This is a genomic window from Mycolicibacterium nivoides, assembly GCF_003855255.1.
In the GTDB taxonomy this organism is placed as follows: domain Bacteria; phylum Actinomycetota; class Actinomycetes; order Mycobacteriales; family Mycobacteriaceae; genus Mycobacterium; species Mycobacterium nivoides.
The window spans coordinates 5,209,715-5,229,715 of record NZ_CP034072.1 but is presented as its reverse complement, the minus strand read 5'-3'; the positions used below and the strand labels follow the sequence as shown (position 1 = coordinate 5,229,715).

The window sequence follows — 20,001 nt, the reverse complement described above, 5'->3', positions numbered from 1 at the left end:
GCTACGCGCCGTCGTTGCCGTCGCGCAGCGAGCGGATCATGCTCTGCAGGATCCGGAACGCGTCTGACTGCTCGGTCTCGGTCATTCCGGCCAGCATTCTGACCTCGACGGACCGGACCGCCACGGTCGCCTTGTCGAGGCTGCGCCGGCCGCGCGGTGTGAGCCGGGTGGGAAGAACCTTCCCGACGGGTGCCTCCGCGGGCCGGGTCACATAGCCCTCTCGTTCGAGGGCCTGGAGCAGCACGTTCATCGACTGCCGGGTCACAAAGGCGCCCCGCGCGAGCTCGGAGTTCGACAGGCCCGGTCGTTGAGCCAGCAGCTCGAGGCAGGCGTAGCGCGTCACGTTCATCCCGAGCGGCCGCAGCGCCTCCTCCATGGCAGCGCGCAGGACACTCGACGCCTCTTTCAAGAGGTAGCCCAGTGACGTCTGAAGGTCGACGCCGTCTTGACTCATGTCAGCATTCTGACATAGGTTCAATCATGTCAGAAAACTGACACGAAAGGAGCATCATCATGCCCGCCACCGGCCCCGACTTCATCTCGCTCCAAGCGCGCGACCTCGACGCTTCGCAGGCGTTCTACGAGAGATACCTCGGTCTCGTCCGCTCGCAGGCCGGACCTCCGCACGCCGTCGTCTTCGAGACCAGGCCGATCGCGTTCGCACTCCGCGAGGTGATTCCCGGAACCGACCTCGCGTCCGTCGCTCAGCCCGGTATCGGTGCCGCGATCTGGCTCCACGCCACGGATGTCCAGGCCATTCACGATGCTCTCGCCGCCGACGGGCACCCCATCGTCTCCGCGCCGATCGACGGACCCTTCGGCCGGACGTTCACCTTCGCCGACCCTGACGGCTATCAGGTCACTCTCCACGACCGTGCCTGAGCGACCGGAGGACCGACAAGACACCGCGAGCGTGCGTGAACTGCTGCCGAAACACAGTGTGTCGGGCACCAGACACGCACGCTCGCGGTGCAAGCCGTGCGAAGAGCGAACCTACGCGGCGTCGGCGAGGGTCTCGACGTGCGTCGGCGTCACCCGCAGCACGCCGGCGCTGGCGATGTCGTAGAACAGGCCGATCACGTTGACCCGCCGCGCCAATGGGTGGGCCTGCAGGGTCTGCACCTGCACCGCGATGTTGACCATCGACAGCTGATCGACCATCCCGAAGCCGGCTTCGGCCGCTGACCGGGCCACCGGATGGCGGCCGTCGTCGAACGCCGCGATGGACGGATTGCCATGGGCCAGCCAGGATTCCAGATGCTCGTCGCCCGCGTCGGTCTTGCCCAGCATCGCGGTCATCGCGCCGCAGCTCGAATGCCCGCACACCACGATCGAGGAGACGTTGAGCTTGTCGACCGCGAATGCGATGGCCGCCTCGATCGAGGCATCGGCCTGACCGGCGGGCACCATGTTGCCGACGTTGCGCACCGTGAACAGGTCTCCCGGACCGCTGCTGGTGATGACGTTGGGCACCACCCGCGAATCGGCACAAGTGAGGAACAGCGTCTCGGGCCGCTGCGCATGCGCGAGTTCCTGCATGTGCGGCCGCAGCACCGGGGCGGTGCGACGGTGGTAGGCGGCCAGGCCGTGCAGCACGGACGCCGACTCCTCGCCCTGCCAGGAGCTCCACGGCACCACGCCGGAGCGCTTGTCGAACGGTGTGAAGCCACGCATCGGCGGGCCGGCGACGGCACTGCTCATCTCGACCACACCGACGTCGTGGATGTCGACTGTGCCACCGGTGGCCACGTGCTGGCGCTGCCACTCTTCGATGGTCTCGTGGGCGGCGTGGTCGATGAAGTCGACCGACAGTTCCACGGTCACCGAGGCGCCCGACGGCACCCGCGCCAGCGCGCTGGTGAGGGTCGGCAGGGACAGGAAGGTGCAGGAGCCCTCGATGGCGACGCGCCAGGTGTCCTCACCCGTGGGCTCGGAGACGATGTTGGTGCGCACCACTCGCCACACGGTCAGTGCGACCGCCAGTGCGAGTCCGATCAGCACGCCTTCGAGCAGGTTGAGGAACACCACGCCGACCACTGTGACCGCGTAGACCGCGAGATCGCCTGTGCGCTTGGCGGTTTCGATGTGGGCACGCTTGACCAGCTGGCAGCCGATGACGATCAGCAGGCCGGCCAGGGCGGCGGTGGGGATCATCTGGGCCAGGCCGGCGAACGGCACGGCGAAGATCAGGATCCACACGCCGTGCAGGATCGCGGCCGCCCGGGTGCGGGCCCCGGCCGCGACGTTGGTGGAGCTGCGCACGATCACGCCGGTGACGGGCAGGCCGCCGATGGCGCCCGAGGCGATGTTGGCAGCGCCCTGGCCGATCATCTCGCGGTCGAAGTTGGTGCGCGGGCCGGTGTGCATCCGGTCCACGGACACCGCCGACAGCAGGCTCTCGACGCTGGCGATCAGCGCGACGGTGAGTACACCGGCGGCGAACGCGCCCCAGTTGCCCTGGGGCAAGGACGGCAGGGCCAGCGCGTCGATCAGCGAGCCGTTGATCTGGATGCGGGTGACGTCGCCGAACGGGGCCAGCAGCGACAGCGCGGTGACACCGACGATGGCCACCAGCGGACCGGGCACCTTCTTCACGGCTTTGGGAGCCCAGCGCCATGCCACCAGGATCGCGATCACCAGCGCACCGAGGATGACGCCGTGGCCATGGGCGTTGATCAGCTGGCCCGGCAGTTCGGCGACGTTGGCCCAGGCCGAGCTGTTGGAGCTGCCGCCCAGCAGCACGTGGATCTGCTGCAGCGCGATGGTGATGCCGATGCCGGCCAGCATCGCGTGCACCACGACGGGAGAGATGGCCAGGGCGGCGCGCGCCACCCGGCTCAGTCCGAACAGCACCTGCAGGATGCCGGCGCACACGGTGATGGCGCAGGTGACCGCCCAGCCGAACTGCGAAATCATGCTGGCCACCACGACGGTCAGGCCGGCCGCGGGTCCGCTGACCTGTAGCGGTGATCCGCCCAGGGCGCCCGCGACGATGCCGCCGACGATGGCGGCGATGATGCCGGCCAGTACCGGAGCGCCGGAGGCGACGGCGATACCCAGCGACAACGGCAGGGCGACAAGGAACACCACCAGTGAGGCGGGCAGGTCGTATCGCAGAACGGCCCGGGCCCGTTCGGCGAGTTGGGTGGTTTGCTGCATGACGCGCCTCCGTCTGGAGTTGGTGATGCGCGGACCCGCCTCGTTGCGAGTCCGCACAAAGTTATTGACGCCGTTGTCGGTAACAACTGCGAAAGGTGTTGGAGCACAGTGCGACACAAGTCGACTTACGGCTCATATGTAGCTGGGCAACACCCAATTGCTGTGGGCGAGCGTATTTATCGCTGTGAGCCCGTGCAAGGAAGTTTGGGCCATGCATAGAGAACCCAAATGTTTCGGTGGGGTATCGCACCCAGTGAATATGCCTGGTGCGCAGGGGAAATCATTCAACAAATGGCGATCGGCGGCACCAATTGTTCATCTACTCGTTTGAAACTGTATGTATCGCAATATTTTTGAGCCAGGTCACCACTGGTCACAAAGGTGACGGAGGTCATAGAAGAATCATAGAAACGGCATTCCCTTAGAACTCCATATGAACTCCGTGACAACACTCTGTGTGCTCCGCACAATGGAAGCATGACGACGATGTCCGTATCCCCCCGAGCCCAGCAACCCCGCCAGGCCATCCTCGGACAGTTGCCGAAGATCCACCGCGCCGACGGATCAGCTATCCGGGTGTTGCTGGTCGATGACGAGCCGGCGCTGACCAACCTGGTCAAGATGGCCCTGCACTATGAGGGCTGGGAAGTCGATGTGGCGCACAACGGCCACGACGCGGTAGCAAAGTTCGACGAGATCGAACCGGATGTGGTGGTCTTGGACATCATGCTGCCCGATATCGACGGGCTGCAGATCCTGCAGCGGATGCGTGAGGCCGACGGTTACACGCCGACGCTGTTTCTGACGGCCAGGGATTCGGTGCTGGACCGGGTGTCCGGTCTGACCGCGGGGGCCGACGACTACATGACCAAGCCGTTCAGCCTCGAGGAGCTGGTGGCCCGGCTGCGCGGGCTGTTGCGCCGGTCCAGCCACACCACGCCGCCGGCCGACGAAACCCTCAAGGTCGGGGACATGGTGCTCGACGGCGCCAGCCGTGAGGTCACCCGGGCCGGTGAGCCGATCAACCTCACGGTGACGGAGTTCGAGCTGTTGCGCTACCTGATGCGCAATCCGCGCCGGGCGCTGAGCCGGGCCGAGATCCTCGACCGGGTGTGGAACTACGGCTTCGGCGGGAAGTCCAGCATCGTGGACCTCTACATCTCCTATTTGCGCAAGAAGGTCGACACCGACCGCGAGCCGATGATCCACACCGTGCGCGGGGTGGGTTACATGTTGCGGCCGGCGTCGTGACCCGCTGATGCCGCCCAAAACCAAGTGGTGGTGGCCGCGCTCGCTACGCCGCCAATTGGTGCTGGGTGTCAGCGCGATCGTCACGGTGGCGCTGGCCGCGGTCGGCGCGTTGTCGGTGTACAGCCTGCACACCTATGTGTCGACGATGAGCGATGCCGAGGTGACGCGGTCGTTGGCGGCGTTCAGCCACTCCTATGAGAAGTGGCGTGAAGGGCAGGCCGGGCACGTGCTCACCGCCGACGCCGAGGCGCTCACCGCGTTCGTCGGACAGGCGCCCGGCAACCTGATCGCGGTGCTGCACGACGGCGAGGTGATCCAGTCGGCGGTGTTCTCCGATGGTGAGCCGCACCCGGCTCCGGTCTCGGTGACGCGCGCCCTCGACCAGTACGCCTGGACCGACGAGCACCCGCGCACGGTCAAGCTCCCGGTGCTCGGCTCGTACCGGCTGGCCAGCCAGCCGGCGGGCGACGGCGATGTGCTGGTGTCCGGGGTGTCCATGGAGAGCGCGAACCTGGTGATCGCCCGCAAGACGGTGACGGTCGCGGTGATGATCGTCGTCGCCTTGATCGTCACCGCGCTGGGCACGGTTGCGGTCGTGCGTATCGCCCTGCGGCCGTTGCGCCGGGTCGCGGCCACAGCGGCCAAGGTGGCGACACTGCGGTTGGACGGTGGCGATCACCGCATCACGGCGCGGGTGCGTGACAAGGACACCGATCCGGACAACGAGGTCGGAATCGTCGGGGAGACGCTCAACCAGCTGCTGGCCAACGTCGACAGTGCGCTGGCCGAGCTGGCCGCCTCCGATCGGCGCACGCGGCAGTTCCTCACCGATGCCAGCCATGAGCTGCGCACCCCGCTGGCGGCGATCCAGGGTTATGCCGAGCTCACCCGGCAGGACAGCGCGACCCTGCCGCCGACCACCGAGTACGCGCTGGCCCGTATCGAGGCCGAGGCGCGGCGGATGACCGGGTTGGTCAGTGACCTGTTGCTGTTGTCCCGGCTGAGCGAGGGGCAGGACCTGGAGACCGACGACATCGACCTGAGCGATCTGGTGGTCGATGCGGTCAACGACGTTGCGGTGGGCGCACCCGAACATCACTGGGTGGCCGAATTGCCCGACGATCCATTGTGGGTGCGCGGCGACCTCGCCCGGCTGCATCAAGTGGTCAGCAATTTGTTGACGAATGCCCGGGTGCACACACCGCCCGGTGTGACGGTCACCATTGCATTGACCGAGGCCAAAGAATTCGCGGAATTAACGGTTACCGACGACGGTCCGGGAATAGATGCGGAATTGTTGCCGAATCTATTCGGAAGATTTGTCAGGGCCGACAAATCGCGGTCGCGGGAATTGGGTAGCACCGGGCTGGGCCTGGCCATCGTCGCGACGATTGTCGAGGCTCACCAGGGCACCGTCGCCGTAGCCTCGAAGCCAGGTGAGACAGTGTTCACTGTGCGTATCCCACTGGCCGGTGAGTCCGCTCCGGACGCCGCTGCCGGGCACCTGAAAAATATGAATCCCGCATGAATATTCAATGCCCGGCAATTCATATGCGTTCCTTCGTATGCGTTCAATATGAGTTGATGGACGCGGGCGAATTACCTGCATAGGCTGAAATCAATTCAGCAAGGAAGGCAGGTAGTTCAATGAGGAACACCGTCAAAAACACCGTTGTCGCCACCATCGGAACCGGCTTGGCCGTGGGTGCGCTCGCACTGGCCGGCCCGGCTGCTGCGGCACCGAGCGGGACAGGGTCGGCCCAGCAGACCATCAAGCAGTTGGAGGACGAGGGCTACCGCGTCATCTTGTCCCGCGTCGGCAGCGGCTCGATCAACGACTGCAACGTCAAGGCGGTCCGTCCGGGTCGTGACATCACCGAACTCAAGGCGGCGCCTCGGGGCAACACCGAGGAGCGGGTCCGCTACACCACGGTGTACGTCGACCTCGCCTGCGGCGGCAAGTAGCCGAAACCCGGAGCGGTGGACCGCACTACCGCCCCGGGTTAGGGTGGCCGCGTGTTGAGCAGAGTGGTGATTGGCCTGGTGAGCGTCGCGGGGGCGGCAGTGATGAGCGTGCCCGGCGTGGCGGCCGCAGAGCCGGAACCCGGGCCGGCCGCCCCCAACGTCAACGCGTATCCGCCGGTCAAGACCTCTGAATATGCGGTGATGGACAACAACTGGTACGCCTTCAGCATCCCCGAGGGCATCACCTGCGTGGTGCAGCGCAGCGGCACCTACGGCTGCAGCGGCCCGATCCCCGCCGCACCCAACGGTGCCAACCTGGTCAGCGGCGGCCCCGGGGTTCCCGGGTTCGCCAGCTCGCCGGCCCCGGTGTTCGGCGTCGTGGAGAACCCCAAGCCGTTGCCGCCGAACTCGCGGATCAGCTACCAGACGATCAGCTGCGGCACCGACGGTGTGTCGACGTCATGCATCGACGGGCGCAATCAGTCCGGTTTCGTGATCAGCCCGGCGGGCAGCTTCGTCATCGGCAAGCAGGAATCGGACTTCAAACCCACCTTCCAGATCGGCTGACGCTCAGCCGATTCCTTCGAGCGTCTCCATGTCGCTGGTCCCGATCTTCGCGATCACTTCCGGTGACCGGCGCCTGAGAATCCAGTACCAGGCCAGCGCGGCGGCAACCGTGGCCAGGAACAGCCATGGGATCACGTTGAGCGGGTAGGCCGGAACCGGATACACGTTGGCGTAGAACACATATGCCATTGACCCGATGGCCAACGCGGCGGCGGGCCAGACCAGCGGGACGCGGACCTTGATACTGCGCAGGAAGACGACGGCCGCGATCGCGGCAGCGGCGTAGGCCACCATGTAACCGTAGGTCCCGTAGGTGTCCACCCAGGTCACGACATCCATCGCATCGACGCCGCCCAGGTACAGGACCACGGGCACCGCGATCACCAGGGGACTGACCGAGATCAGGGCGCGGTGCGGGGTCAGGTGGGTCGGGTGGGTCCGGCCGATCGCCGACGGAACCACACCCTCTTTGCCCATCACGTACAGGATGCGTCCGATGACGTTCATCGGTGCGACCACCACGGCGAAGAACGATGCGGCGATACCGAAGTTGAGGATCGGGTTGAACCAGCCCGGCATGCCGACCAGCGTCGCGAGATCGTTGAGCGGCTGGGCGGATTCGCCGAGGTCGGGTCCCAGCGCGGCCACCTGGGTGTAGGCCGCGAAGACGTACAGCACACCCACGCCCGCGGCGCTCCACATGATCGCCCGCGGCACCGCGCGGTAGGGATCCTTGGCCTCCCGGGCCAGGGCGTCGGCGCTGGAGAATCCGACGAAGCCCAGGATCGCCAGCACCATGCCCACCGCGATTCCCGACGGCTTGGCGCCGGTCAGGTCGAACTGGTCGGCGTCGAAGGCGTTCGCTCCCAGGTGCACCAGGGTGAAGACCAGCAGCAAGGTGATGATGGACACCGAGATCAGTTCCAGCACCAGGGAAACCCGTGCGGAGAGCCGGATGCCGCGGATGGTGAACAAGGTGGCCAGCGCGCCGAGGATGACGGCCAGCACGATCTGTGCGGCCACCCCGTGGACCGGAATGCCGAGTTGGTTGAGCAGGGTGGCGGTATAGGCCACCGAGCCGCTCAGCGAACCTGCGGCGATCCCGAAGCATCCGATGATCAGGCTGACGCCGGTCAGGTAGGCGCCGAACGGTCCCAGTGCGGTCGCGGCATAGCTGTACAGCGAGCCCGCACTCGAGCGGCGCTTGGCGAACTGCGAGATGCAGTAACCCACCGACAGAATGACGACGGTGGCCAGCGCGAACGAGATCCACGTGCCGTTACTGGCCGTGGTGTAGATGGCGGCGGCGGTGAACGCGATGACGGCGCTCGGCGCGATGTTGGCGATGGCCTGCGCGGCGAGTTCTCCGCCACCCATCACCCCGCGGCGCAGCCCGGCATCCCCGCCCGGGGTCTCGGCCCGGGTCTGAAGATCTTCAGTCACTTGGGATCTCGATTCTTGTCAGGCGTTGGGGACGAGTAGTTGACGCAATGCGTGGCCGGCGGCCAGGTCGTCGAGGGCAGCCGCGGCTTCGGCCAGTGGCCGCCGGGCGGAGATCATCGAGGCCAGGTCGAGGTTGCCCGCCATGACCTCGTCGACCAGTTGCGGGATGTCACGCTCGGGCACCGCCGAGCCGTAATTGGAGCCCAGGATCCGTTGATCGGCCTCGGCCAGCGCGAGCGGGTCGAAGCTGGCGCGTTCGCCGGCCGGCGGCAGACCGACGATGACGGCGGCCCCGCCGAGGCCCAGCCCGGCGATGGCCTGCTCGGTGGTGGCGATCTTGCCGATGGCATCGAAGATGTAGTCGTACCCGTCAGGCAGCACCTCCCGCAGGGCGGCCACCACGTCCTCGACCGCCGAGGCGTCGACGGTGTCGGTGGCCCCGAGTTTGCTTGCCAGGTTGAGCTTTTCGGCGACGACGTCCACCGCCACGATGCGCGAGGCACCGGCCAGGCGGGCGCCCTGCACACAGGCCAGGCCCACCCCGCCGCAGCCGATCACCGCGACGGTGGAACCGGGTTGTACGCCTGCGGTATTTCGCACCGCGCCCACACCGGTGGCGATCGCGCAGCCCACGATCGCGATGTCTTCCAGAGGTGCGTCCTTGCGGACCTTGATCGCGCCGCTGCGGGGAACCACGACCTGCTCGGCGTAGGAGGACACCCCGAGATAGTGGTGGATCTGGCCGCGTTCGTTGGACAGCCGGGTGGTGCCGTCGTACAGGGTGCCGCCGGTTGCCACGACCGACGCGACCAGCGCGCACTGGGCCGGCCGGCCGGCCTGGCAGGCGCGGCATTCGCCGCAGCCGGGTACCCAGCTGAGCACCACGTGGTCGCCGGGTTCGAGGTCGTCGACGCCGGGGCCGACCGCGGTGACCACGCCCGATCCTTCGTGTCCCAGCACCACCGGCGCCGGGACGTCCCAGGCTCCGGTGGTGACGTGCAGGTCGGAGTGGCAGACGCCGGCGGCGGCGATCTCGACCCGGACCTCGCCCGGGCCGGGGGCGGCGAGGTCGACGTGCTCGATGCTGATGGTTCCGTTGCCGTCGAGTACGGCGGCCTGAATTCGCGTCGACTCGCCGTTGGGTTCGGTTGCAGGTGCAGACACCGCGTGCCTTTCTGTGCTTCGGGGGGCACCGCCACGTGTAGGGTTCAATGCCATAAAACGATGGAACGTGTTTTACACCACTAAACGAACGGGCGTCAACAGGAAGGGGCAGCTGCAGTGGGGGACGGCCAGCAGACCGGCACGGAGACCGGCATGGGGCGGGCCGGGGCGCGGCTGCGCGAATTCCGTGGTCAGCGTGGATTGAGCCTGACCGAGGTGGCCGCCCGGGCCGAGGTGACCAAGGGTTTCCTGAGCCTGGCCGAGCGGGGGATGACCAACGTCTCGGTCCCGGTGTTGATGCGGATCTGCGACGCCCTGGAGATCGGCGTAGGTGACCTGTTCGAGTACCCGTCGGCGCCGGTGGTGCGCAGCGGGGCCGGGGCGCCGCTGGAGATGGGCGGCCACGGGGTCCGGGAAGAATTGCTGACCCCGAAGTCCGAACACCACGTGCAGGTGATGCACACCGTCATGCGGCCGGGCGGTGGTTCCGGCGGGGCCTACCGGCTCGATGCCGCGACGATTTTCGTCTACGTGCTCAAGGGCGGGCTCAGCATCACCGTCGAGGGGCAGACCACGTTGCTGGACACCGGCGACAGCATGACCTTCGGAGCGACCCAACTGCATGACTGGCACAACCCGACCGAAGGGGAGGCCGAGGTGCTCTGGACCATCGCGCCGCCGGTCGGGGCCGAGGACTTCCGCGCCGCGGTGCGCGGCGCCTGACGGCAGGGTCCGCGAAAGTGACGTAGTGGTCGTCGTCAGCGAGGCGCAACGACCATGGCGTCACTCTCGGCGCAGACAACTCAGAATCCCGAGCCGTGCACCTCGTGGCCGGGCTTCTCGACCATCAGTCCGTAGTACGCGTCCTCCACCTTCGCGCCGTGGTTGATCACGCTGTCCACCTCGCGGGCGATGGGCATGTTGAGCCCGTACTTGTCGGCGAACTCCATGATCACGCTCGCGGCCTTGACGCCCTCGGCGACCTGATTCATCGAGGCGATGATCTCGTCGACCGTCTTGCCGGCACCCAGTTGCTCGCCGACATGGCGGTTGCGGCTGCGCTGGCTGGTGCAGGTGACGATGAGGTCTCCCATGCCTGCCAGGCCGGCGAAGGTGTCGCGGTGCCCGCCCATCGCCTCGCCGAGTTTGGACATCTCCCGGACCGCGCGGGCCATCACCATCGCGCGGGTGTTCTCGCCGATGCCCAGTGAATAGCCCATGCCGACGGCGATGGCGTAGACGTTCTTGAGTGCCCCGGCCATCTCCACCCCGATCACGTCGTCGGTGGTGTAGGTGCGAAATCGCTTGGTGCGGAACAGCTGTGCCAGGTTGGCCGCCAGGTGCTGATCGGGCATGGCCAGCACGGCGGCGGCGGCATAGCCTTCGGCCACCTCGCGGGCGATGTTCGGCCCGGCCAGGATGCCTGCCGGATGTCCGGGCAGCACCTCGTCGACGATCTCGCTCATCCGCCGATTGGTGCCCTGCTCGAGGCCCTTGACCAGGGAGACCACCGGGACCCATGGCCGCAGTTCGCGGGCCAGTTCGGTCAGCACCCCGCGGAAGCCGTGTGACGGCACGCCCATCACGATCACATCGGCGCAGTTGGCGGCCTCGCTGAAATCATTTGTGGCCTTGAGGCTTTGGGGGAGTGCGACTTCGTTGCCCAGGTAGCGCGTGTTGCGGTGGTTGTCGTTGATGTCCTTGGCGGTCTCCTCCGAGCGCACCCACTGCAACGTCGGCCCGCGCCGAGCGCAGATGGAGGCCACGGTGGTGCCCCAGGATCCTCCGCCGAGGACGACGACGTTGGGTTCGCGTTGCGCTGGTGCCATGGCGATCAGAGTATTGCCGAGACGCCGTTGCTGAGCCCAAGTTGTCGAACTGGGTCAGCCGGTGACGGTTCGCCGCCGTTCGCATCTTCCGTCGATCGCCATGATCGAGGCCATCTGCTCCGCTGGACCTGTGATCCCTCTTCCGCTCACCATGACCATACTTTAAAGTATGGTCATGGCCTGGATGCAGCTGCTGTCGGTGCGCGCATGAGATCCGCCGAAACCCGACTGACATCGCCTGTAGTCAGTAGACTTCGGCGCAGCGGCGAGCCTGGCACCGGGCGCCACCCGCCGGCAAAATTCCGGGAACTTTTCGCGCGGTTTCGACATGATCGGCAAAGTTAACGGGCATGCGGGGCACTGATTCCGTGGTGAGTTCGTCCGCGGAGCGCGTATCCGTGACCGATCGGGGTGCGCCCCTTACGTCGGCGTCAATGCGAAGGGCGTCCGCTGGGGCCTGAATGCACTGTATTTACAGGTGATACAGGAAGTGACAAGCACTCGCCCGTGCGTCGGAGTGGAAGTGGCGATGCGCTGAGGGTGGCTACGGATTTGCCGGAAATTGATGAGCCAACCTCGCTAAGTGAATGATAATTCGGCAAAACATTGACGAGGGATGAGCGCCGACGTTACGGTGCCAACCACTGCGAGTTATCCGGCCGGCGGTGGCCATATCTCGGCCTGGGGAGGGATTGTCTGTGTTCGTTCTGCTTCTTAATGAGAGAGGATGACGGCGCCGCCTGAGAGTGTGGCTGATGGGGTCGAACCGGAACGCGGAATCGACGCCATCGAGAACTGGGCCACCGGCTATGCCAGGCGTCATCCGCTGGCGTCGCTCACCACGGTCGGGGACCAGTTCGTCCTCGGAGTCCGGACCGTCCAGATTCTCTTCCTCGACCTTCTGACGGGTCGCTTCCAATGGCAGGAGTTCGTCCGCCAGGGTGCCTTCATGGCTGGTACGGCCGTGCTTCCCACCGTGCTGGTGGCCCTGCCGATCGGCGTCACCCTCTCGATTCAGTTCGCCCTGCTGGCCGGGCAGGTCGGCGCGACGTCGCTGGCCGGTGCGGCCAGTGGGCTGGCCGTGATCCGGCAGGCCGCGTCGTTGGTCGCCGCCGTTCTGATGGCCGCCGCGGTCGGGTCGGCGATCACCGCCGACCTGGGTTCGCGGACCATGCGTGAGGAAACCGATGCCATGGAGGTCATGGGCGTCTCGGTGATTCAGCGGCTGGTCGTGCCGCGCTTCGTCGCCGCGATCATGATCGGCGTCGCGCTCACCGGGGTGGTGTGCTTCGTCGGCTTCCTGGCGAGCTTTCTGTTCAACGTCTACTTCCAGAACGGCGCCCCCGGCAGCTTCGTGGCAACCTTCGCCTCGTTCGCTACCACCGGCGACATGATCGTGGCCCTGGTGAAGGCGGTGATCTTCGGCGCCATCGTCGCCGTGGTGTCGTGCCAGAAGGGTTTGTCCACCAAGGGCGGTCCCACCGGCGTGGCGAACTCGGTGAACGCGGCGGTGGTGGAGTCGATCCTGCTGCTGATGGTGGTCAACGTGGCGATCAGCCAGCTCTACATCATGTTGTTCCCCAGAGTGGGGCTGTGACATGACAGCCTCGACGTTCGTCCCACCGATACTCGCGCCCTGGGTGCGGCTGTACAGACGGGCCTCCAAGCCGGTCATGCGGCTGGGCCACATGATGGTGTTCTTCGTCCGGGCACTGACCGCGGTGCCGATCGTGCTGCGGCACTACCGCAGTGAATTCGTCCGGCTGCTCTCCGACATCGCCTGGGGCAATGGCTCACTCGTGGTCGGTGGCGGCACCATCGGGGTGGCGGTGGTGTTGGGCATCACCATGGGGGCGCTCGTCGGCATCGAGGGATACAACTTCCTCGACCTCCTCGGGCTCGGCCCGGCCACCGGCATCATCTCGTCATTGGTGAACACTCGTGAGCTGGCGCCGATCGCCGCATCACTGGCCTTCGCCACCCAGGCCGGTTGCCGGTTCACCGCGCAGCTCGGGTCGATGCGCATCGCCGAGGAGATCGACGCGCTCGATTCCATTGCCATCCGGCCGATCCCGTACCTGGTCACCACGCGGCTGATGGCCGCGGTGATCGCGGTCATCCCGCTCTACGCGCTCTGTCTGGCGGTGAGCTACCTGACCACCCAGGTCGTGGTTTTCCTGATCAGCGGCGGCTCGAGCGGCTCCTACCTGCACTACTTCAGCCTCATGCTGTCCGGGCAGGACATCCTCTACTCGGTGCTCAAGGCGGTCATCTTCGTGTGGATCGCCTCCACCGTGCAGTGCTATTACGGGTTCTACGCCTCGGGCGGACCGGTGGGCGTGGGAGTGGCCGCCGGCCATGCCATGCGGGCCAGCATCACCGTGGTGGTCATCGTGAACATGCTGCTCACCATGGCGCTGTGGACGGTCGATTCAGGAGCGAGGTTCGGCGGCTAGATGGGCAACTCGCTGGAAATGGACGGGCGCGGCCCGACCGACCGTCAACTGCTCGCCTGCGGTGCCGCGGTACTCGTTGTGGCAGCACTGGTTTCGACGTTCCTTCTGGTGAAGGCCACCGGGCGGCTGGATGCCCGGGTGCCGGTGGTGGCCGCCCTGGTCAATGTCGGCGACGGCTTGCCGCAGCGGTCCGACGTCAAGTATCACGGCGTACTCGTCGGGATGGTCGACGATGTCGTCCCGGCCGCCAACGGCGACCCCAACTTCGTCCACATCGACCTCAAACCCGAATACGCGGGCTCCATCCCCAACACGGTGACCGCACGCGTGGTGCCCAGCAATGTGTTCGCGGTGTCGTCGGTGCAACTCGTCGACAGGGGCCCGGGCGCGCCTATTTCCGCGGGTGCTCAGATTCCCGAGGACACCGAACTGCCGACGGTGCTGTTCCAGACCACGATCAGCAAGCTGCGCGACGTGCTGGCCGCCACCGGGCGCGGTCGTGAGGACAAGACGGTGGGCATCCTGGCCGCGGTGAACGCCGCGACCGAGAACCGCCGTACCGAATTGCTCACCAGCGGAGCGCAATTGAACCGGCTGATCGATCAGCTCGACTCGGTGGTGGCCACCGAGCCCGGCGAGACCACGGTCTCCGCCCTGATCGACGCGACCCACGGGCTGCAGCAGACCGCGCCGGATCTGCTCGATGCCCTGCACAAGGCCGTGCAGCCGATGCAGACCCTGGTCCAGCAGCGCTCACAGCTGAACACGATGATCAACGGCGGGATCAACACCGTGGGTACGACCCATACCGCGCTGGACAACCACACCGATCAGCTGGTCAAGACCACCTCCAACCTGACACCGGTCCTGGGTGTGCTGGCAGACACCTCCAACAACTGGGTTCCGGCCTTCGTCAAGCTGAATCAGCTGTCGGGCAAGTTCTTCGACCACGTCTGGATCCCCGAGCATGACTTCGGCAACATGCGGGTGAACCTGTCGCTGACGCCGAGCTACGCCTACACCCGGGCCCCTGGCCAAGGCCCGGGCCAGGCTCCGGGCCAACAACAGGTACCCGGCCAGGGCCAAGGTCCACCTCCTCCACCGCAGGGCCCGGGTCAGGCGCCGGCGCTGCCGCCACTCGGACAGGGCGGGGCGCCCGAACTACCGCCGCTCGCGCCCGGTGGCGGTCAATCGTCAACGGAGACTCCGCCGTTGCCGTCGCTGCCGGGGGAGAACTTGCCGGCGGCACCGCCACCACCGCCGGGTCAGCAACCGGCACCCGGCGGCCCCGGCGATGGCCCACTGCAGATGGCCGACCCCGGCGCGCCGAACCCGGCGCAGATCCTCGGACCGGTTGGGCCCGACGGTCTGCCGTTGGGAGACAAGAACACCAGTGCCCCGGACCTCCATCTCAGTGAGCGCGAAGGTGTCGGGTCGGGCCCGGAGAGCAAGCTGCAAGCCATCCTGGAGGATTCCAGCGCCTACGGCGGCGAGCGCGAGTAGCCCGGCGTCGCTAGGCGGTTAACGCCTTCAAGTCGTTCATCGTCGATGTGACGATCTCGGCCAGCCCGCCGTCGGTGCTGTCGTGCACCCATCGAACGAACGCGACCTTGAACACGGCCATGCCGGTTTCGGCGGCCAGCCGCGCGGCCGCATCGTCGATGCCGCGGGCACGCAGCGCCTCGGCCATCTCTTCGGACAGAGTGGCGAGCTTGATCAGCTCGCGCTCCTGCAGCGCGGGGTTGGCGTCGACGACGGACTGCCGGCGCAGGGCATGGTCGCGCCGCCCGTCGAACACCGGGCCGAGTGCGGTCAAAGCGACACCGACCACATCGAGTGGCGGCGCGCCGGCCGGGGCGTCGGCGATCGCGCCGGTCAAGAGCTCGGTGAGCATGGTCTGTCCGCCGAAGAGTGCCTCGCGCTTGTCGGCGAAGTACCGGAAGTAGGTGCGCTCGGTCAGCCCGGCCCGCTCGGCGATCTCGGCGACCGTGGTCTGGTCGAACCCGCGCTCGAGATACAGCTGCAGGGCCGCCTCCTGCAGGCGGTCGCTCGCGTTGGGCTCCCAGCGGCTCATGGATGTGATCCTAGGGAATGTCAGTGGCTGTCATCGTGTTGGCAGTGATGACAGTTACTGACATCGGGAGGATTCCATGAAGGTTTTCGTCACGGGTGCGTCGGGTTTTGTGGGCACTGCGGTGGTTCGTGATCTGGTTGCCCACGGTCACGACGTCGTCGGACTGGCTCGCTCCGACGCCTCGGCCGACGCGATCGGTGCGGCCGGCGCCCGCGTCCATCGCGGCGATCTGAACGATCACGACAGCCTGCGTACCGCGGCCGACGCCAGCGATGGCGTCATCCACCTGGCCTTTCATCACGACTTCGACAACTTCGCCGACGCCGGAGAGCTGGACCGTCAGGCCATCGAGGTCCTCGGTACGACCCTTGCCGGCTCGGACCGTCCGCTGGTTGTCACCTCCGGCGTGGCCGGGCACAGTGCCGGTCGGGTACTGACCGAGAACGACCCGTTCCAACCCGGGCTGCCCCGGCACTCCGAGCCCGCGGTGCTCGGTTTCGCCGACAAGGGAGTGCGCGCCTCGATCGTGCGGCTGTCACCGACGACGCATGGAGAGGGTGATCACGGGTTCGTGCCACGGCTGATCCAGGTCGCCCGGGAGAAAGGTGTCTCGGCCTACATCGGTGAAGGGACCAACCGCTGGCCGGCGGTGCACCGCGTCGACGCCGCCCCGCTGTTCCGGCTGGCCGTGGAGCAGGCGCCGTCCGGGACGGTTCTGCACGCGGTGGCCGAGGAGGGTATCGCCGGCCGTGACATCGCCACCTCTATCGGTCGCCATCTGGGAGTGCCGGTGACCACGGTCCCGGTCGACCAAGCCTTCGAGCACTTCGGGTGGATCGGCGGGATGTTCGCGCTCGACGTCCCGACGTCGAGCGCGTTGACCCGGCAGCGGTTCGGCTGGCAGCCGTCCGGAGCGGGACTGCTCGAGGATCTCGACCGCGGGCACTACTTCGAATGACCGGCGCTAATCAGAACACCCGACGTGGCGGCGGTGGCTTCTTCACGATGGCCGGCAGGATGAACGTCTCGATGTAGCGCCGCGCCACCGCCGGGTCGTTGCGGACCGGCACGGCGTTCACCAGGAAGCCGAGCGCGGTCGCAATGATGAACTGCGCCAGATCGTTCGGGTGTACGCCGGGCCGGAACTGGGTGGCGTCGTCGGCGATGATGCCCTCGACGGTGACGGTCACCATTTCAGTCAGCTCCGAGTCCTTGGCGATCAACGACGCGATCGTGCCGTCGGGGGTTTGATCGGCGATGGTGTTGAGGAGCGGATCGGCGACCAACTCGGTGGCCACGATGACCATGCTCTCGACCAGAAGCTCGATGGGGCCGGCGTTCTCGGGGATGCGCGTCAGGATCGAGGCCATGTGCCGCTGTGTGGTGCGCTGCACCATCGCCGCGATCAGCTCGTTGCGGTTGGCGAACTGACGGTAGATGGCGGTACGCGAATAGCCGGCCTCGTGGGCGATGACCTCCATGGTCGAGCCCCGGTAGCCGCGGGTGGTGAACAGGTGCTCGGCGGCATCCATCAACACTTCGCGAGCCTGCTCGGCGCTGTTGCCGCCGCCCACCGGGCGCCCACGGGGTCGGCGTGCTGGTGCTGACAATCGACTGTCCTGATCGGCGGTGTAATTGGGGTTTCAGTATGCCGGACGGGGCGGCGCAGCTTCTGCAGCATTAAAGAAGCATTTTCGGCAATTTGTTTCATTTTCCTGCGGGCGGTAGATGCCGCCGGTTAGCGTGCCTGCGTGATCAAACGGGGGAGTGCAATCAAAGCGGTGCTGGCGATGGGGTGGGGCGTGCTGGTGGTCGCCCTGTGGATGGGGTTGATCGCGACCACGGTGACGACGGCACACGCCGACCCCGGTGGTGGCAAATCAACTACGCAGTCCGCCAACGACTCTGACAAATCGTCGGCGCGGCGGGACAAACCCGCACGCTTCGGCCCGCGCAAAGACAAGCTGCGCCGGGTTGTCGACGCGAAGGCGGACAGCGCGCAGGCTGACGACGCATCGCCGCGTCAGCGTCCGCGTCTGTCTCTGCCGAAACCGCTCTCCAAGGCGGTCGACGACATCGAGACCAGAACCCGGACCGTGCTGACCGACCTTGCCGAACGCACGCCGAACCTCCGGACCGTGCAATCACTTCCGAGGTCCAAAGCCACGACGAAACGTGCCGCGCCAGAGATTTCCGAACTCGCCGACACCACTGCGGTCGAGAAAGCCGCGCCAGACATCGCCGACGCGATCGACGCCATTACCCACCCCGTTGATGCGAAGGCGCCGCTCGCGCAGGTGAACACGGTCGCCGACCGCATCGCCGACCGGGTGTCGACCGCTCAGGCCTCGCGACCGATCGCCCAACTGGCCGCGGCCGTCAGCACTCCCGCAGCCGAGCAGAGATCGGTCCCGCTGGTCAACATCGTCGGCTCGTTGGTGTTCAACGTGGTCGGCGCTGCGCTGCAGGTGTTCTCGGGCCCGCCGGTGCTCCCGCCGGGCAGCAACGTCACCGTCCGCAGTTCGACGCTGGACATGCCGGGCACCAACCAGACGGTGCGGGCCGACTGGTACTTCCCGGAAGACCCGGACTCGGCGACCGGTGTCATCTACCTGCAGCACGGCTTCATGGCCACCGGGCCGATGTACAGCTACACCGCGGCATACCTGGCCGAGGAGACCAACAGCATCGTGGTCGTGCCGACGTTATCGTCAAACCTGTTCGACCCCAGCGGTGAATGGATCGGCGGCGAGCCGATGCAGCAATCCGTCGCCGACCTGTTCGCCGGCGATCGGGCCGAGCTGACCGCGAGCGCCAGTGCCGCGGCCGGCCATCCGGTCGCGCTGCCATCGAAGTTCGTTCTGGTCGGCCACTCCCTGGGCGGCATGCTGGTGACCGGCGCCGCCGGACGCATGGTCGGCAACGGTGCGGTCGACGATCTGGCCGGAGTGGTTCTGCTCGACGCGGTGGACACCCACAACGACATGCCCGAGGCGCTGGATGACCTGAGCGGCGCCAATTACCGCCCGGTGCTGCTCATTTCATCCGAACGGTATGTGTGGAATCGCAACGGCACCGTCGGAGACGAACTACAGGCCGCCCGGCCCGGGCAGTTCAACGGCGTCATGATGGTCGGTGGGCGGCACATCGACGGTCTGCAGGGCGCCAATCCCATCTTGCAGTTCGCCGAATACCTCATCGCCGGATTCTCCCAACCGCAGAACGTCGATGCGGTGAAGGCGATCTCGGCCGGCTGGATCAACGACATGTACGACGGCACCGACACCGGTGTCTACGGCGAGCCGCAGCAGAGCATCGAGATTCCCACCCCGTCGGGCACCGCGACCGCGGTGGTTCTGCCATTCACTTCGACGGAGCCGGTGCAGGCGACCCCGTGGGACGGGCTGGTCGGGCCGATCCTGGATGCCCTGTTCCCGTACGCGGTGTACGAACCGCTGGCCGGCCAGTCTGTTCTGGTGTCCGTCTGACCGTTGAAATCGGTGCGTGTCACCCCATGATTCGGCCCATATTCTGGTGAGAACGCCGAACCGAGGGGTTGCCGTGGGGGAGACACCGCCAGAGGAATACCCACACGAATGGGTGGACCGGTACGGGCCCCGGGCGTACGCGCCACAGGCTTATCTCCAGCCGCCGTCTGAGGCCAAACGGAACTACCAAGTCATGCTCGCCATCCGCTGCCTCGTGGGGATCATCGGCGGCGGCGCCGTGGTGCTCTGGGCTCTGGTCGTGTTCGTGATGCTGAGTTCGGCCTTCGACACGAACCCGGCCACCGATCCGCACGGCTACGGGATCGTCTTCGGGGTTCTCATCTCCGTGCCGCTGAGCCTTTTCTGGGCCCTGGTGTTGCCGTTCGCCGCACCCAGACACCGGTGGGGCCGCGCTTTCGCGATCTCGTTGCTGACCCTCGTGGCCCTCAACGCACTGGTGTTCTGGGCGCTGAGCATCTCGGGCGCCGGATAGTTCCGCGCCCGAGTTCGCTGGCGCGCGCTGAACAAGGCATATACCAAGCTCAGCTATACATTTTGCCGCCCAATCGTTAACCGAATTGGTGCGCGATCCGTATGTGATTCAG

General features: G+C 66.6%; 19 protein-coding genes. 12 read left to right on the top strand and 7 right to left on the bottom strand.

What is annotated here, in order from left to right:
• Window position 1 precedes the first annotated feature (1 nt).
• Complete coding sequence (locus EH231_RS25550) at window positions 2-454, bottom strand: MarR family winged helix-turn-helix transcriptional regulator (RefSeq protein ID WP_124713554.1); 453 nt, start codon at window positions 452-454, stop codon at window positions 2-4.
• Between the two features lie 59 nt (window positions 455-513).
• Here EH231_RS25550 and EH231_RS25545 point away from each other — a divergent pair, with 59 nt between their 5' ends.
• Complete coding sequence (locus EH231_RS25545; protein WP_090424438.1) at window positions 514-882, top strand: VOC family protein; 369 nt, start codon at window positions 514-516, stop codon at window positions 880-882.
• Window positions 883-993: 111 nt separating this feature from the next.
• Here the strand turns inward: EH231_RS25545 and EH231_RS25540 are convergent, their stop codons facing one another.
• Complete coding sequence (locus EH231_RS25540; protein WP_124713553.1) at window positions 994-3,159, bottom strand: SulP family inorganic anion transporter; 2,166 nt, start codon at window positions 3,157-3,159, stop codon at window positions 994-996.
• 477 nt (window positions 3,160-3,636) lie between these two features.
• Between EH231_RS25540 and EH231_RS25535 the strand changes: the two genes are divergently transcribed.
• From EH231_RS25535 to EH231_RS25520, 4 genes are all read left to right on the top strand, one after another.
• A complete protein-coding gene (locus EH231_RS25535; RefSeq protein WP_044515838.1) occupies window positions 3,637-4,410 on the top strand; it encodes a response regulator transcription factor in 774 nt (257 codons plus the stop codon).
• Window positions 4,411-4,417: 7 nt separating this feature from the next.
• Window positions 4,418-5,938, top strand: a complete 1,521-nt coding sequence (locus tag EH231_RS25530) for a sensor histidine kinase (protein WP_090424439.1) — start codon at window positions 4,418-4,420, stop codon at window positions 5,936-5,938.
• Between the two features lie 119 nt (window positions 5,939-6,057).
• Window positions 6,058-6,375, top strand: coding sequence for a hypothetical protein (locus EH231_RS25525; protein ID WP_044515841.1), 318 nt, complete (start codon window positions 6,058-6,060; stop codon window positions 6,373-6,375).
• Window positions 6,376-6,426: 51 nt separating this feature from the next.
• Window positions 6,427-6,942, top strand: a complete 516-nt coding sequence (locus EH231_RS25520; RefSeq protein ID WP_090424440.1) for a hypothetical protein — start codon at window positions 6,427-6,429, stop codon at window positions 6,940-6,942.
• Between the two features lie 3 nt (window positions 6,943-6,945).
• Here the strand turns inward: EH231_RS25520 and EH231_RS25515 are convergent, their stop codons facing one another.
• Together EH231_RS25515 and EH231_RS25510 are read right to left on the bottom strand one after the other, a co-directional pair.
• On the bottom strand, window positions 6,946-8,385 hold the full coding sequence (locus EH231_RS25515; protein ID WP_090424441.1) for an APC family permease: 1,440 nt from the start codon (window positions 8,383-8,385) through the stop codon (window positions 6,946-6,948).
• Window positions 8,386-8,403: 18 nt separating this feature from the next.
• Window positions 8,404-9,549 carry a zinc-binding dehydrogenase gene (locus EH231_RS25510; RefSeq protein WP_090424442.1) on the bottom strand — a complete coding sequence of 382 codons (1,146 nt, stop codon included), beginning with the start codon at window positions 9,547-9,549 and terminating at the stop codon, window positions 8,404-8,406.
• Between the two features lie 117 nt (window positions 9,550-9,666).
• Here EH231_RS25510 and EH231_RS25505 point away from each other — a divergent pair, with 117 nt between their 5' ends.
• A complete protein-coding gene (locus tag EH231_RS25505; protein WP_241177806.1) occupies window positions 9,667-10,272 on the top strand; it encodes a helix-turn-helix domain-containing protein in 606 nt (201 codons plus the stop codon).
• 80 nt (window positions 10,273-10,352) lie between these two features.
• On the opposite strand, the gene EH231_RS25500 is transcribed toward EH231_RS25505, so the two are convergent.
• A complete protein-coding gene (locus EH231_RS25500; RefSeq protein ID WP_044515846.1) occupies window positions 10,353-11,378 on the bottom strand; it encodes an NAD(P)H-dependent glycerol-3-phosphate dehydrogenase in 1,026 nt (341 codons plus the stop codon).
• Between the two features lie 727 nt (window positions 11,379-12,105).
• Between EH231_RS25500 and EH231_RS25495 the strand changes: the two genes are divergently transcribed.
• Genes EH231_RS25495 through EH231_RS25485 form a run of 3 tightly spaced genes read left to right on the top strand, consistent with a single transcriptional unit; the run spans window position 12,106 to window position 15,337 of the window.
• Complete coding sequence (locus EH231_RS25495) at window positions 12,106-12,975, top strand: MlaE family ABC transporter permease (protein WP_044515848.1); 870 nt, start codon at window positions 12,106-12,108, stop codon at window positions 12,973-12,975.
• Between the two features lies 1 nt (window position 12,976).
• Entirely contained in the window at window positions 12,977-13,834 is an 858-nt protein-coding gene (locus EH231_RS25490; RefSeq protein ID WP_090424443.1) for an ABC transporter permease, read from the top strand.
• Entirely contained in the window at window positions 13,835-15,337 is a 1,503-nt protein-coding gene (locus EH231_RS25485; RefSeq protein ID WP_241177805.1) for an MlaD family protein, read from the top strand. It abuts the gene before it with no gap.
• Window positions 15,338-15,347: 10 nt separating this feature from the next.
• On the opposite strand, the gene EH231_RS25480 is transcribed toward EH231_RS25485, so the two are convergent.
• Window positions 15,348-15,908 carry a TetR family transcriptional regulator gene (locus tag EH231_RS25480; protein WP_124713552.1) on the bottom strand — a complete coding sequence of 187 codons (561 nt, stop codon included), beginning with the start codon at window positions 15,906-15,908 and terminating at the stop codon, window positions 15,348-15,350.
• 76 nt (window positions 15,909-15,984) lie between these two features.
• On the opposite strand from EH231_RS25480, the gene EH231_RS25475 reads away from it, so the two are divergent.
• The gene (locus EH231_RS25475) at window positions 15,985-16,866 is read left to right on the top strand and encodes an SDR family oxidoreductase (RefSeq protein WP_124713551.1); all 882 of its coding nucleotides are present in this window, start codon (window positions 15,985-15,987) and stop codon (window positions 16,864-16,866) included.
• 10 nt (window positions 16,867-16,876) lie between these two features.
• On the opposite strand, the gene EH231_RS25470 is transcribed toward EH231_RS25475, so the two are convergent.
• Window positions 16,877-17,518 (bottom strand): TetR/AcrR family transcriptional regulator, encoded by a 642-nt coding sequence (locus tag EH231_RS25470; RefSeq protein ID WP_124713550.1) that lies wholly within the window; start codon window positions 17,516-17,518, stop codon window positions 16,877-16,879.
• A 141-nt stretch (window positions 17,519-17,659) separates the two neighbouring features.
• On the opposite strand from EH231_RS25470, the gene EH231_RS25465 reads away from it, so the two are divergent.
• Both EH231_RS25465 and EH231_RS25460 read left to right on the top strand, forming a co-directional pair.
• Window positions 17,660-19,396, top strand: coding sequence for an alpha/beta hydrolase family protein (locus tag EH231_RS25465; protein ID WP_124713549.1), 1,737 nt, complete (start codon window positions 17,660-17,662; stop codon window positions 19,394-19,396).
• Between the two features lie 73 nt (window positions 19,397-19,469).
• Window positions 19,470-19,889, top strand: coding sequence for a hypothetical protein (locus EH231_RS25460; RefSeq protein WP_124713548.1), 420 nt, complete (start codon window positions 19,470-19,472; stop codon window positions 19,887-19,889).
• Window positions 19,890-20,001 lie beyond the last annotated feature (112 nt).